Source organism: Bacillus sp. SIMBA_005, from assembly GCF_046535585.1.
Lineage (GTDB): Bacteria > Bacillota > Bacilli > Bacillales > Bacillaceae > Bacillus > Bacillus pumilus.
In genome coordinates, this window is sequence record NZ_JAWRWI010000006.1 from 97,470 (window position 1) to 113,766 (window position 16,297).

At 44.4% G+C, this 16,297-nt stretch carries 3 protein-coding genes; all 3 read left to right on the top strand.

The window, feature by feature from the left end:
- Positions 1-4: 4 nt before the first annotated feature.
- From SB660_RS11640 to SB660_RS11650, 3 genes are read left to right on the top strand one after another with little or no spacing between them, the layout of a single operon-like run.
- Positions 5-9,094 (top strand): amino acid adenylation domain-containing protein, encoded by a 9,090-nt coding sequence (locus SB660_RS11640; protein WP_410582656.1) that lies wholly within the window; start codon positions 5-7, stop codon positions 9,092-9,094.
- A 20-nt stretch (positions 9,095-9,114) separates the two neighbouring features.
- On the top strand, positions 9,115-11,784 hold the full coding sequence (locus tag SB660_RS11645; protein WP_410582658.1) for a non-ribosomal peptide synthetase: 2,670 nt from the start codon (positions 9,115-9,117) through the stop codon (positions 11,782-11,784).
- Entirely contained in the window at positions 11,777-16,282 is a 4,506-nt protein-coding gene (locus tag SB660_RS11650; protein ID WP_410582660.1) for an SDR family NAD(P)-dependent oxidoreductase, read from the top strand. Before SB660_RS11645 ends, SB660_RS11650 begins: the two co-directional genes overlap by 8 nt.
- The last annotated feature ends 15 nt before the right edge of the window (positions 16,283-16,297 follow it).

Sequence of the window (16,297 nt, forward strand, 5' to 3'; positions counted from 1 at the left end):
GCCCATGGCCTTACAGCCGCAGAAGCTGGATAAACAGAACATTGAAAATATGTTAGGTATCACTACGATCCAAGAAGGACTGCTGTTTCATCATTTAATGGAACCGAACGGAACAGCTTATTTTGAACAACTGCTGATCGAAATAGACGGACCAATAGATCGAGACATTTTTGAACAATCATGGACGAATGTCACCAAACAGCATGAAATGCTTAGAACATTGTTCAGATGGCAGGAACTCGCAAGACCAGTACAAATTGTGATGAAGCAGCATCAGCCAGACATTCGTTATCGTGATTTGACACAAGCGAAGGAGCCTCTTCATGTGCTGAAAGAAGAGGTAACGGCACAGAACCGAGAAGAACGCTTTGATCTGCAGGAAGTCCCATTTCGCCTGACGTTATGTGAAGTGAATGATGAAGTCAGCTGGGTTCTCATTAGCTTCCATCACATTTTATTGGACGGCTGGAGCCTTGGGATTGTATTAAGCGATTGGATGAGTGCATATGAGCGCTTATCGAATGGGGACAAACCTCTTCTGGAACAAAGACCATCCTACCAATCCTTTGTCAAATGGCAGCAGAAAAACCTTCAACAGACTGAAGCACAAGCCGCCTATTGGAAAAATGTTTTCAACGGCTGGAGTTATGCAGAACTGCTTCCGAAGTCAAGCGGCGCATATGAACATTCAGAAGTGTTTCATCAATATGAACATCAAGTGGATACTTCCGTTGCCGAGAGCCTGAGCAAATTCACGAATCAATATGACGTGACGCTGGCATCTGTGATGTATACGCTGTGGGGAGTTTTGCTATCTAAGTATGCCAACCAAGATGATATTGTGTTTGGGACAACAGTATCGGGGAGAAATGCAGATGTCCCTCATATTGAAAAGATGACTGGGCTGTTCATTAACACATTACCGCTGCGGGTCTCATTCGAACAGGAACGGCCAATTCTTGAACAGATACAGGAAGTGAGCCGTGAGATCGCTGTAAGAAATGAATATGAACATACCCCGCTATCTGCCTTAAAGAATTATGCAGGAATGACTGCAGAGCAATCATTATTTGATTCAATCGTCGTCATTGAAAACTATCCATTAGATCAAATGCTCACGAAAAACGATCAGCCAATTCGTATTCGTGGATTTGAGATGACTGAGCAGACAGAATTCGATCTCACGCTTAGTGTCCAGGCATTTGATGATCAGCTGCACTTTTCATTGGTGTATAACCCCGTCAGCTTTTCAGCTGAGCAAATCGAAAAGTGGTGTCAGCATTTTCTTCATCTCCTGTCTGATGCCTGTGCCCATCCGCACAAAACTGCTGCTCAACTACAGCTGCTATCAGAAGAAGAGAAAGAAAAGCAGTTGGCGGTCTTCCGGCAATATGGCGGAGCAACATCTAGCAATGAGCCAACGGTGATTGACCTATTTGAAGCACAAGTAGAGCGAACGCCAGCAGCAGCTGCAGTTGAGTTTGGCGATACGACGGTTACATATGAACAACTCAATAAGAGAGTGAACCAGCTCGCACATTATTTACAAAACAAAGGGGTCAAACAGGAGCAGCGTGTCGGCATTTTAGCAGAGCATTCCATTGAAATGGTGATAGCATGCTTAGCGATCTTAAAAGCTGGCGGTGCATACGTGCCGATTGATCCTGAATATCCGCAGGAACGAATAGAATATCTATTAGAAGACAGCGGAGTGGAATGGCTCTTAACTCACCCAATAAAAGGGCTCACCTACGCCTATCATGGAGAAAAAATCGATATCACGCAGCCGGATCTATATACCGGACCATCAGACAACTTGGCAGAAGCCATCACCTCAGACCAAACAGCCTACTGCATTTATACATCAGGAACGACCGGAAGACCAAAAGGTGTACTCATTCATCATCTTGGCTTAGCCAACTATATTGAATGGGCGAAGCAAGTATATGTTCGAGGAGAAACAAGGCATTTTGCTTTGTACACTTCACTGTCCTTTGACCTGACGGTTACTTCTATTTTCACGCCGCTCATTTCAGGAAATACCATCATGATTTATCACCATGAAAACCGGCAGCTGCTTGTCGAAGACATCATAAAAGACAATCGCGTGCATGTGATGAAACTGACACCATCTCATTTACAGTTTATTAAGCATTTGTCTTTCCCAGACAGCCAAATGAAATGTTTCATTTTAGGCGGAGAGCAGCTGGAAACATCTTTAGCGAAAACCATTCAGCAGTCCTTCCCGCAGCCAATTGAAATTGTGAATGAATATGGACCAACTGAAACGGTCGTTGGCTGTATGATTCATCAATATGATCAGGATCTTGATCAAGACGTGTATGTACCGATCGGAAAGCCTGCACAGCATACAGATATTCTTCTGTTTGACAGACATATGAATCTCATGCCGGAAGGAGCCGTCGGTGAATTATATATTGGCGGAAAAGGTGTCGCAAAAGGCTATTTGAATCGCCCAGAACTAACCGAAGAAAGATTTGTCAACCACCCTTTCCAGCCAGGTGAAAAAATTTATAAAACAGGTGATGCAGCGCGCATTCTCCCTAATGGGCTCATTCAATTTTTAGGTCGAAATGATGATCAAGTGAAGCTGAGAGGCTACCGGATTGAAACTGGTGAAATTGAATTTTGGCTGAATGAACAGCCAGGAATAAAAGCAGCAGCAGTTGTTGTAAAGCCAGATGCTTCTGGTACACCATGTTTGGCCGCATATGTTGTTACGACAGCCATACTTGATCAAGCGGCAATAAAACAAGCGTTGGCTGATCAACTGCCGGATTATATGATCCCAACTCACTTTGTTCAATTGGACGATATGCCATTGACTGCAAATGGCAAACTAGATAAACGAGCTTTACCTGCTTTGAAACAGGCGCAGCAAACGAAAAAACAGGCGGGATCTGCCAATCTTTCTGATACGGAGAAAGTTATTCAAGACATTTGGAAAAAAGTCCTCGGTTTAGATGAGGTAAGTGTCCATGACAAATTCTTTGACATTGGCGGGCATTCACTCAATTTGATCCACGTCAATCAACAGCTCGCTAAGCAATTGAATCAAAGCATTCCGATGGTCGAAATGTTCCGCCGCCCAACGATTAGAGAGCTTGCCGCATATTTAAGTGGCGATTCAGAGCAAGTAGCGGCAGACGCGCAGCCTGTAAAACAAAAGACAAGAAAAGCCAATGAGCCGATTGCCATTATTGGAATGGCTGGTAAATTCCCAGGTGCGAAAAATGTTGAGGCATTTTGGCGAAATTTGAAGAATGGAGAAGAATCAATTTCCTTCTTTTCCGATGAAGAACTGCTAGAAGCCGGTATTGACCGTCAAACTTTCGAACGATCCGATTATGTGAGGGCAAAAGGTGTCATTGATGGACCTGATTTATTTGATGCATCCTTCTTCGGCTATTCGCCAGGTCAGGCAGAAATGATGGATCCTCAAATACGTCTCCTGCATGAGTACGCCTATAAGGCGCTGGAAGATGCGGGGTATGTGCAAGAAGATTATACGGGTAAGGTCGGGTTGTTTACTGGGTCCACATCGAACTTCCAATGGATTCAGCGTTTTGCCGCTTCCCTTGATAGCAGTATGTCAGAGCTGTTTGAAGTGGGTTCACTCAATGATACGTACACCGTAAGTACAAGAATTGCCCATAAATTGAATTTGAAAGGACCGGCGCTTACGCTGCAAACCGCTTGTTCAACTTCTTTGGTCGCCTTGCATTTGGCCTGTCAATCCATTGCGAATGGTGATTCAGATGTAGCTCTTGCGGGAGGTGTGTCAATCCTGCACCCAGTGAAATCAGGCTATGTTTATCAACAGAACATGGTGAAATCAAGTGATGGCCACTGCCGCGCCTTTGACGATCAAGCGGATGGAACTGTTGGCGGAGATGGTGTTGGTCTTGTTGCTTTAAAAGCACTTAGTGAAGCCATAGAAGATGGCGACCATATTTATGCAGTCATTAAAGGCTCTGCCATCAACAATGATGGTGATCAAAAGGTTGGTTTCAATGCTCCAAGCGTCGAAGGACAGACACGTGTCATTCAGGATGCCCTGCATCAAGCAGATGTTTCACCAGATACGATTGAATATGTGGAAACACATGGAACTGGCACATCACTTGGTGATCCGATTGAAATAGAGGCGCTCACAAAGGCTTTCGACACAGAGAAAAAACAATTTTGCCGCATTGGGTCTGTGAAAACCAATATTGGACATTTGGATGCAGCGGCAGGAGCAGCTGGCTTGATCAAAGCTGTGCTTTCGCTTCAGCATCACACATTTGTACCTAGTCTTCACTTCAAAAAAGCCAATGAAAACATTGCATTTGATCATAGTCCTTTCTTTGTCAATACTGAGCTGACCGACTGGAAGCAGCCAGCTTCCCATTTGCGGCGGGCTGGGGTGAGCTCATTTGGAATGGGTGGAACGAATGCACATGTCATATTAGAAGAAGCGCCACAAAGAGACCGTCAGCAAATGCCTCGTTCTGCTGAGCTGCTTGTTCTTTCAGCAAAGAGCAAAACGAGCTTGGAACGAATGAAAGCCAAACTCGCAAGCCAAATAGACAACACGCCTTCTATCAATTTGGCAGACGCAGCTTATACGCTGCAAACAGGAAGACAATCCTTTGGTTTCCGTCAGACATTTGTTGCGGCAAGCAGAGAAGATGCTTTACGCGTATTAACAGAAAAGCAAGGCAAGGGCATTGGAAAGCTCATGCATTCGCATGTGGAGAAACAAAAGATTATTTTTATGTTTTCTGGACAAGGCAATCAATATCTCAATATGGGATTAGATCTGTACCGGGAAGAGCCTTACTTTAAGAAGCAAATGGATGCTTGTTTTCAAGCATATGAAGAAGCAACGGGGCGAAGTCTTGCACGTATTCTGTACCCATTAGCGGCTGAAACAGAAAAGGCGCGTGAACAATTGGCAAGTACTCAATATGCACAGCCAGCCATTTTTGCCATTGAATATGCCTTATCCATGCTTTTCATTGAATGGGGCGTTCGTCCTGATGCAATGATCGGCTATAGCTTTGGCGAATTAACGGCAGCCGCCATATCAGGGCTATTCAGCTTAAAGGACGCAATGTCCATGGTCGCCTATCGTGCGAATGCGATGCAGTCGTCACCAGCTGGCGTCATGATGAGTGTTCCATTACCTGAGGCAGAGCTCAAACCGATGCTTCCAAAAGATATTTCTCTCGCGGTTGTCAATGATTCATCATGTATTGTGTCAGGTCTAGAAGAGGCGATCAGTGAATTTGAACAAGAGCTGAAAAGCAACAGATTGATGTGTATGCGATTAGGTGGAACCATTGCCGCCCACTCACATGTCATGAAGGAGGCAGCTGAGCAATTCGGAGAAAAATTAACACATATGAAAGCCGAGTCTCTTCGCATTCCATTCATTTCGAATTTGTCAGGAGATTGGATGACAGATACGAGAGCGAAGGATATGTCTTATTGGAAAAGGCATATGACCGATACAGTTCGTTTTGCTGAAGGGATCACAAATATTTTACAAGAGGACAATATTCAATTAATTGAGATTGGACCAGGACAAGATTTAAGCGTGATGGTCAATCGGTCGCTGAACGGCCTGAACCAGCATGTATGTCATGTGTTAAGGCATGCAAAACAAGATGTGACGGATACTGAATTTTTACTTGGTCAAATTGGACGTCTATGGACAAACGGATTATCTATTGATTGGGATAGGTTCCATTTAAACCGTCAGCCGCGGAAAATGCCGCTGCCAACGTATGCATTTGATCAAACCTCCTATTGGTATGATGCAGCAGATCGTGTGAAACAAGACAAACCAAAGCAGTCTGGACGAAAGCAGCAAATGGATGAATGGTTCTATACCCCTCATTGGGAAGCGGATCTTTTACCTTGCGTGCCATTAGAAGATACGTCTGACGGAGCCTTGCTTTTGTTTGCAGATCCATCTGCATTTGGAGAGAAGGTTACGGCTGAGCTCCTGACGAAACGGAACGAGTCCGTCATGGTTCGTAAAGGAAATGAATTTACGAAGCATGACGAAAAAAGCTATACCATTCGGTCACAAGAGCCATCTGATTATGAAAGGCTCATATCAAATCTGGCAGATGACGAAATCAACGTGTCAAAAGTTTGCCATCTATGGGGGCTTTCAGAAAGACAGCCATCTCAAACGGAAGAAGAATGGGTGAAGCAAACGCAGCAAGAAGCTTATTACTCCTTGCTTTACATCGGCCAGGCACTGAAAAAATATGTGTTGGACCAAAAGGTATCGATTACAGTACTTTCCTCATTGACGTATGCCGTTGGCGGTGAGCCTGTACTTTATCCTGAAAAAGCGGTCCATCTAGGGCCTGCCATGGTGATTTCACAAGAAACACCGAACTTACGTTACCGCATTCTTGATATTGATCGTCCAGTGGAAAATGGGGTTCAAGAAAAGAGATTGCTAAAGCAAATAAGCGATGAGCTAGATCGAGCGTCTGGACCGCTTCTCACGGTCTATCGACGAAATAAACGATATGTGAAAAAGTACGCGAAAGGTTCAGTTCCCGAAACGGGACATGCTCATTTGGCTAAAAAAGATGGTGTGTACATTTTAATTGGCGGACTTGGGTTTATTGGATTGAATATCGCCCAGACTTTGGCCGAGCAAACACAGGGAACATTGATCTTAACGAGCAGATCTGGACTCCCTGATAGGAGCAAGTGGCAAGAATGGCTGTCTACGCATGATGATCAGGATCCAACAAAGAAAAAAATACAAAGGGTCATGGCACTGGAAGAGGCAGGCGCAGACGTTCTTATTCAGAAAGTAGACGTTCGTCACAAGGAAGATATCCAGCAATTGATCAACACAGTGGATGCGTCATATGGACAGATCAATGGCGTGATCTATGCAGCTGGAGTGACAGGCGACCAATCCTTCCAGGTGATGGAGCAAACAGATGTCACTTTTTCGGAGCCGCATTTTGAAGCGAAGATGAATGGTGTACTTCATCTTGATGATGCCTTAGGTGATCGATCCCTTGATTTCTGTTTTGTCCTGTCATCTTTGTCACCGATCTTGGGCGGACTCGGCTTTACAGCTTATACAGCTGTGAATCATTTCATCGATGCGTACGTGTATGAACGCAATCTACGTTCAGAAACACAGTGGTCTGTCATTAGCTTTGACGGCTGGGAATTTGAGCAAGGGAAGCAGCTTGATCTTCCAATCGGAGATGATGTCACCGAAACGTTAATTACAGAAAAAGAAGGAAGAATGATCTTTGAACGATTGCTTTCACTGGATCAAGTGGAACAAATGGTTATTTCAACAACATCTTTACATGATCGTATTCACCGATATGTAGACCGTTTATCCCTTGAGGAAGAGAGCGGCGGTGAGCATGAACAAGATGGCAATTTGTATTCTCGTCCAGCGCTTTCCACGAATTATGCGGCACCAGAAACGGAGCTGGAGAAAGCATTAAGTCAACATTGGCAAGCTTTCTTTAAGATTGATGAAATTGGCATAGATGATCATTTCTTTGAAATGGGTGGAGATTCTCTAAAGGCGATTACCTTCATTGGTATCATTCATCGTGCATTTAGTGTAGAGCTGACGCTTCCACAATTTTTCCAAATACCTACGATACGATTAATGGCAGCATATATCGATCAAGCAGATACTGCTGCTTATCATGCGATTGAAAAAGCCGAAGTGAAGGAGCATTATCCTTTGTCGTCTGCGCAAAAACGGTTGTATCTCATGCAGCAAATGGATGTAAACAGCACAGGATACAACGAGTTTAAAGCGGGACGAATCAAAGGGAAACTCGATATTAGCAGGTTGGAATGGGCATTTCAGCAGCTTATTAAGAGACACGAAAGTTTGCGGACTGCGTTTGTATTAGAGAATGGTGTCCCTTATCAAAAGATTGAAGAAGAGGTACCATTTGCAGTCACATTATTTGACCTCACTAAGGGATCGACACAAGGATCTGAGGAAGAGCAAAAACAAGTGATTGAACAATTTTTGACTGCCTTTACGTTAAGTGAGGCTCCATTGATGAGAGTCGGTGTGATGAAGCTGGCAGAAGAGGAATTCGTGCTCATGCTGGACATGCACCACATTATTTCAGACGGTCTTTCTCAAGATATTTTGGTCAATGACTTTATGCAGTTATATGACGGCAGGACGCTTGAGCCTCTCGCTCTGCAATATAAAGATTTTTCAGAATGGCAAAATGACCTGCTAGCATCAGAAGCACTGAAAGAATCGAGTGATTACTGGAAAGATCGGTTAGAGGGTGCCCCCCTCCTTGATCTGCCAACAGATTTCGATCGACCAGTGGTGAGACAATTCCGCGGCGGGCATTATACGTTCCGTATAGAAGAAGCGGAGCTAAACGCATTTAAACAGGTGATTTTAAAGGAAGACGCCACACTGTTTATGGGCTTGTTAAGTGTATATCAGATTTTGCTTCACAAATTAAGCGGACAATCAGATATCACGGTCGGGGTTCCGGTAGCAGGGAGAAAACAAGAGGAGCTGCAGCAAGTGATCGGTATTTTTGTCAATATGCTGCCACTTCGTTTGTATCCTAAAGCAGAGCTGACGTACCAGCAATTCCTAGAGGATGTGAAAGCACACGTCATCGATGATTTCGGACATCAAGACTATCAGTATGAACAAATGGTTCAAGACCTTCAGTTAAGCCGGAGTGTCAGCCGGAATCTATTGTTTGATGCTGTGTTCGCCTTGCAAAACATGAATCAGCCAGAACTGAAGGTAGGCGGTTTAACCTTTAGTGATTATCCGTATGAGACAGGAACGTCACGCTTTGATTTACTCTGGATTGCGTATGAGCAGGAAGACGGTCTTTCTTCAACGATCGAATATAATACTGAGCTTTTCACAGAGGAAACCATAGAGCGGATTGCGGGCTTGCTGAAAGACATCATGCGGGCTGTTTCAATAGATGCTGTAAGAATAGAGGAGATCGAACTGACTTCTTCGTTCCAGCAATTAGATGACGTATCTCTTTTCGAATTAGATGACTTGAAAATATAAGTAAAGAGGTGAATGGAAGAGTGATTGAACATGATGATTTTCAACTGAAAGCAGCGGCGAAGGAAAGGGTGAGGGAAAGAGCCTACTGGACATCGATCTTATCAGGTGTCCAGCTTGATGGCCGCATTCCTCATACGGTTTCAAAGGCCGAACCTGCTGCAATGAACCGATCGCTTCATTCGTCCTTCCCTGTGGCTATGAATCATTCGTTAAAACAATTATGCGGAGATTCTGATTTGCGGCTGTTTATCGTGCTAACCACAGCAGCTTTTGGCTTGCTTCAACGTTATAGCGGAAAAACTGAGTTGATGGTGACTGTTCCTACAATGGAACAGTCTGCCAATCAATCCGCCATCAATCATATGCTGCCGCTTAAGGCAGAGATTGAGCCTCATATGAGCTTTAGCGCAGGGCTAGAGGCAGTGAAACAATCGTTTCAGGAGGCAGTGCGTCATCAAAACTATCCTGTTCAAATATTAATGGATGAGCTTTGGCGTTCAGTAGGAGAAGACAAGAAGCGTGTCAATCTGGCATGTGCATTTGAACCATTGCATGGGCATGCTGACCGAGAGCAGCTGCATGCGGATGTGCTTATTGTTTGGAAGAAAGAACAAGATCACCTTCATGCTGAAGTTCACTGGGATGCTTCCATTTATGATGACCACATGATGGAGCAGTTCTCCAATCATTTCATGGGATTCACAGAGCAATGTCTCGAAACGCCTGAGCAAATGATGAGCACACACTCATTTTTATCTGATGTAGAGAAAAGTCAGCTGTTTGATTCGTTTCAAGGGGAGTCGCTCGCTTATCCAGTGGACCGTGATATTGTGTCTTTATTTCAACAACAAGTTCAATTGCATCCAGCACGAACGGCTGTTGTGTTTGGTACTACCTCCTATACATATGAAGAGGTTGATCATTTATCTGATCGCATTGCGCTTAGACTGTCTCAAAGTCAGATAACACGTGAGACTCCTGTTGGACTCAAAATGTATCGATCTGCTGAACTAGTCATTGCCATTCTTGGCATCTTAAAGGCGGGCTATGCTTATTTACCGATTGATGTCCATCTGCCGATCGAAAGAATTCGGTATATGCTCAAAAACAGCGGCGCTGCAGCTATTGTCTCGGATGCAGAAGGACACGAAGGATTGGATGTCGAGGTTCATGTGATTCAAGACATGCTTCAAGAATCATCAATAAAAGAGAATCTGACTTGGTCTATCTCGCCTTCCGATATGGCGTATGTCCTGTATACATCAGGTACAACAGGGCATCCGAAAGGTGTCGTTATTGAACATCGTCATGTCATAAATTTGGTATATGGAATGAAAACGCGCTTTTTTGATCTACTCCCTGATCCTTTGCAAGTAGGGATGCTAGCTTCACACATTTTTGATGCGTCTGTTCAAACATTGTTCCCAGCATTGCTCCTCGGACATACGCTGCATATTGCCAAAGATGAAGTCCGTATGGATGGGCATGCGTTATGGTCGTTTTACCAAGAACATCACATTCAGCTGTCTGATGTGACCCCCTCCCACTTGAAGCTGATGAACAAAGCAGCAGCGCAATCAAGACAAGACCTGCCTGCGTTGAACATGTTGCTGGTTGGCGGAGAGGTGTTCACAAAAGAGCTGATGGATCAATTTTTACAGCATATATCAGGTGAAAAACCGATCATGATTAATGCGTATGGGCCGACTGAATGTACGGTTCAGTCATCATCCTTTTTGATTCCCCAAGACTGGGATGAGCAAGTCATTCCTATTGGACAGCCGATGCCGAATGAGCATATTTTCATATGTGATGCGCAAGGAGAGCCAGTTCCGATTGGCGTCTTTGGAGAGTTATATATAACAGGCGATGGTGTAGGTCGTGGGTACATCAATCACCCTGATCTGAGCAAGGAGAAATTTATTGAAAAACCAGAGCTCAGCAGCGGGATGTTATATGGTACGGGAGACCTTGCAAGATGGCGGTTTGATGGTTTATTAGAATTTGCAAAGAGAAACGACAGTCAAGTGAAAATTAGGGGATATCGAATTGAGCTAGAGGAAATCCGCAGAGCGATTCTTGATGACCCGCATATGCAAGGATTGATTCAAGATGTCATTGTCATTCCTAAGGAAACGCAGGATCAGGACCAATACATTTGCGCATACATGATGGCAAAACAAGTGATAGATCAGCGCGCGCTTCGTCAGTCTTTAAGTGATAGATTACCAGGTTATATGGTGCCGAGACATGTCATCCAAATAGAGCAATTTCCTTTGAATCTATCAGGGAAATTGGATATCCAAGCACTGCCGAATCCAGAAGATCAGCTGGTAGACAATCAAGAGCCTATGACCATTCAAGCACATAATGAAACAGAGCAGAAGCTTATTCGTATTTTCGCCTCTATTTTACAAGTCCCTGCTTCGCAGATTCGTATAGATGAACCGTTTTTTGACTTAGGCGGGAACTCTTTTAATATCGTTGAGTTGTCCAATAAAGTGAAAGAGGAATTTCAGCAGGAGCTGACAGTGATGGAGCTGTTCCAATTTACAACTGTTTCACAAATAGCTGCTCAAATAAAAAACAAAGCATCAGGGCAAGAGAAACAAATCGAAGATGATGGAGAAAATGAAGCGGATGACTTAGAAAGTGCCGCTCAACTGTTAGGCGGGATGATAGATGAGTAAGTTCACAGGATTAGAGGTTGCAGTGGTTGGGATGGCCTGCCGTTTTCCAGGAGCAAAGAATATTCATCACTTTTGGGACAACCTTGCAAATGGAAGAGAGTCTATTACGTTCTTTTCGAAGGAAGAGCTGCTTGAGGCAGGGGTTGAGAAAGAAGCATTGGATCATGAGCAATATGTACGTGCCAAAGGAGCAGTTGATCAGCATGATCATTTTGATGCAGATTTCTTTGGTTATTCACAGCGTGAAGCAGAAGTAATGGACCCGCAGATCCGCATGTTTCATGAGGTGGCGTGGGAATCTCTTGAAGATGCAGGCTATAACCCTGAAACCTATCAGGAACCAATTGGTTTATTTGGAGCCGCCTCTGCTAATTTATATTGGCAAGCTGCTTCCATGCTGATGAGAACGAATCACTCATCCGAACAATTTGCGGCTGTTCAGTTAACAGATAAAGATTTCATGAACACAAAGGTATCTTATAAATTGAATTTGAAGGGGCCGAGCGTAGCTGTTGATACAGCTTGTTCTTCCTCTTTGACTGCCATTCATATGGCGGCACGCGCCTTAATTACCGGAGAATGTAAAATGGCTCTCGCAGGCGGCGTCACCATTACGACCCCTCACAAAAAAGGATACATGTATCAAGAGGGGATGATCATGTCGCCAGATGGGCACTGCCGGGCTTTTGATGAACAGGCAGAAGGTACCGTAGGCGGTGAGGGCTGCGGCGTTGTTGTGCTCAAATCATTAAAGCAGGCACTAAAAGATAAGGACCATATCTATGGCGTGATTAAAGGTTCAGCCTATAACAATGACGGCGGGCGGAAGGTTGGCTACACAGCACCAAGTATAGAAGGACAAAGCGAAGTGATTAAAAAGGCACTCAACATCAGTCGTGTAGAAGCTGAGAGTATTTCTTATATTGAAGCACATGGCACAGGTACAACTCTTGGAGATCCGGTTGAAATTGAGTCACTAAAGAAAGCCTTTCAAACGGATAAAAAACAGTTTTGTGCGATTGGGTCTGTGAAAACCAATATTGGTCATCTTGATTCAGCCGCAGGGGTTGCAGGTTTTATCAAGACAACGCTTAGTCTGTACCATCAGATGCTGCCGCCTAGCCTTCATTATAAAAAGCCGAATCCGAAAATTGATTTTGAATCAAGTCCATTTTATGTCAATACAACACCCGTACCATGGACGAAAACAGAGCAGCCGCTGCGTGCCGGAGTTAGTTCATTTGGAGTCGGTGGAACGAATGTACATCTGATCATGGAAGAGGCACCCGCCGCCGACAAACCGTCAGTAGAAAGAGATCATGAACTAATGGTGATTTCTGCAAGATCGAAGCAGGCGGTTCAAAAATCTGCTGAACAAATGACATCTTATTTAAAAGATCAAAAGCGTGTCACACTATCCGAGGCTGCCTTTACACTGCAAGAGGGAAGAAAGCATTTTCCTTATCGACAAGCTTTTCTTGCAGGTCCTGACCGCACATTCCAGTCAGCGGGACAGCCGCAAAAGGCCTTTCAACAGCCTGCAGTCGTCTGGATGTTTTCTGGACAAGGTGCTCAGTATGTGAATATGGGCAAAGATTTATATGAGAAAGATCCTGAATTTAAACAAATGCTTCAGAAATGTTTTGCCATCATTTTATCTTTATCAGGTGTTGAGATCGAGAACGTGTTATACCCAACAACCGAAGAAGAGTTCATAAAAGCAGAACAGCTCATGCAGCAAACATCATATACACAAATCATCTTGTTTAGTTTTGAGTATGCGCTCGCATCGAAGCTGATGGGACTAGGCATACGTCCGCATTATTTCATTGGTCATAGCATTGGAGAAATAACAGCTGCCTGCGTGGCCGGTATTATTCACCTTGAAGATGCAATCCGTATCGTTTTAAAAAGAGGCAGTTTGATGCAAAAAATGCCTCGGGGTGAAATGGCCGGAGTGTCACTCTCTGCCGAAGAGATTGAACATGATCTTCCTGAAGGTGTCGAGCTTTCTGCGGTGAATAGCTCGCAATTATCTGTTGTTTCCGGTCCTTCAGAACGATTACAGATCTATCTCGAACAAGCTGAAAAAAGAGGAGCTTCTGTCCAAACATTGAAAACCTCTCACGCCTTTCATACGAGTATGATGGCTGAAGCGTCCGAACAGTTTAAGCACGTTCTCTCGGAAATCACCTATCAACAGGGCGAGATTCCGATTCTTTCGAATGTGACAGGGAACTGGTTAACAAATGAGCAAGCATCATCGCCTGATTACTGGGCATCTCATATCAGGCAGCCTGTTTTATTTAGTCAAGGATTAGAGACGTTACTTGGACTTGGAGAAGTGGTTTTCATTGAAGTGGGGCCAGGTCATACGTTGACTCAATTTGTGAAACGACATGAGGACTATGATGTGAACAAAGCAGCAGCTGTTTCATTGGTGAGACACCCAAAAGAACAAGCTGATGATGATGAATATATGAAAAAAGCTATAGGGAAGCTGTGGAGTTTTGGAGTGGAACCGAACTGGAGCGCTGTCAGAAAAGAAAAGGCCCCATATCGAGTGTCACTGCCAACATATCCATTCGAGCATCAAATATTCCCCTCTCCGCAGTTTAAAGCAGATCAGCTGATGACCGCTATAGCGCCATCAGAAAAGGGTGAGAAATTCTCCGCTGATTTTGAAGACTGGTTTTATATACCGGTGTGGGAGCGCTCTGCACCTGTACTAAAAGAGCAGCATCATCAAGGGAAGCGTATCTTGGTTTTTGAGAAAAGTGGTCATATTGGCGACTATTTGAAAGAACGGCATGCAGAAGTTGTCAGCGTCTGTCAAAGTGATCATACGATCAAAGAAAATGACCAGTTGATGAAGGCTGACGTTCATATGCTGTCACACTTAGAGTGGGTTATGGCTGAACTGCACCAATCTGGGTTTATACCGGAAGAGATCATCTGGATGCATGATGAACTGACAGAAGATACAGGTGATCAGCCAAACTACTTATCTGTACTCGATCTCGTCAGGCTCATCAGTCAGCATCATAACACAACCATCCGTCTTCATCTTGTGACAAATCAAGCGCATGATGTCATCGGGATGGAGAAGGTCAATCCTCTTCAAGCAACATGCACTGGACTAGCTCTGACCATTCCTCAAGAATATCAGCATATTGCGTGTCAGCACGTTGATTTATGTCAGGAAACAAAGGCGGACTGGCCGCTATTTCTTTCATATGAGGTGGCAATGCACGATCAAGAGGCGCTTGTGGCGTATCGGGGGAACAGCAGGTGGGTTCGAAAAGCTTCAAGTACACCTTTAAGTAAAGAGGAATCGTCCACGCAGCCTTTCAGGACTCATGGTGTTTACCTCCTGACCGGCGGTATGGGAGGCATTGGCTTCACACTAGCTCAACATTTAGCAGAAACGTATCAAGCAAAACTTGTGTTCCTCAGCCGATCACAGATACGTGAACGCTCTGCATGGCATGAGCTGAGTGATGCAGATGGGAAAGAAGCTGAAACCGTGAAAAAGCTGATGACTCTTGAAGAGTTAGGAGCTGATGTACTAACTGTACACGGTGATGTGTCGGATAAAGACGCTGTGCAGAAAGCGGTCCAGCTGGCTCATACAACGTTTGGCGATTTACATGGTGTCATCCATGCGGCAGGAGAAGCAGATGGGAAGATCATCCAAGCAAGAACAGCAGACGATGAAATTCGCATGTGTCAGGCAAAAATCAACGGGACCTATGTGTTGGATGAAGCACTCAAGAATGAAACGCTCGACTTCGTTTTACTTTGTTCATCCCTAGTGTCTTTTCTTGGAGCGGCTGGACAAGTGGCTTATGCGGCTTCCAATGCTTTTATGGACAGCTTTGCTCATGCGAAGAGGCAGGAAGGAAAGCCAGTGATTTCTTTAAACTGGGATCGATGGGAAAAAGTCGGCATGGCACACGACTCAGCATTAGCGGCCAAAGTCAATGACATGATGGCGCTCGAGGAGCAGCCGGGAATTTCACCAGAAGAAGGAATCAAGGCCTTTCAGGAAGTGCTTCGTCTAGACTATCCACAAATTCTTGTTTCTGTTCGAGACATGGGTGAGAGAATAAAGCACCGCTTAACACCTATGCAGGAGGAAAAAGAGTCGTCGCAACAAATATCGCAGGTCATAGATGATCGCCTAGAAGTCTCATTGAGTGATGCACTCAGCTCCTTTTTTCCTCATGAACCGGATGTGAATGAGAACTTCTTTGAAATGGGTGCGACATCCCTTGATTTGCTGCAGATGAGCGGTCATATTAAATCAATTTATGGGATAGAGGTTCCAGTGGTCATGATGTATAGTCATCCAACGATCGCGTCATTGGCTGCAGAACTGAAGAAGATACATGGCGTGAAGGAAGAAAAGCAAGCTGTCACTGAATCATCTAATCTCCGCAAACAGGCGATGGCAGATGGGAAAAACCGCCGTAAACAGAGATTAAAACGAAAATAGATGGGAGAAATGCAG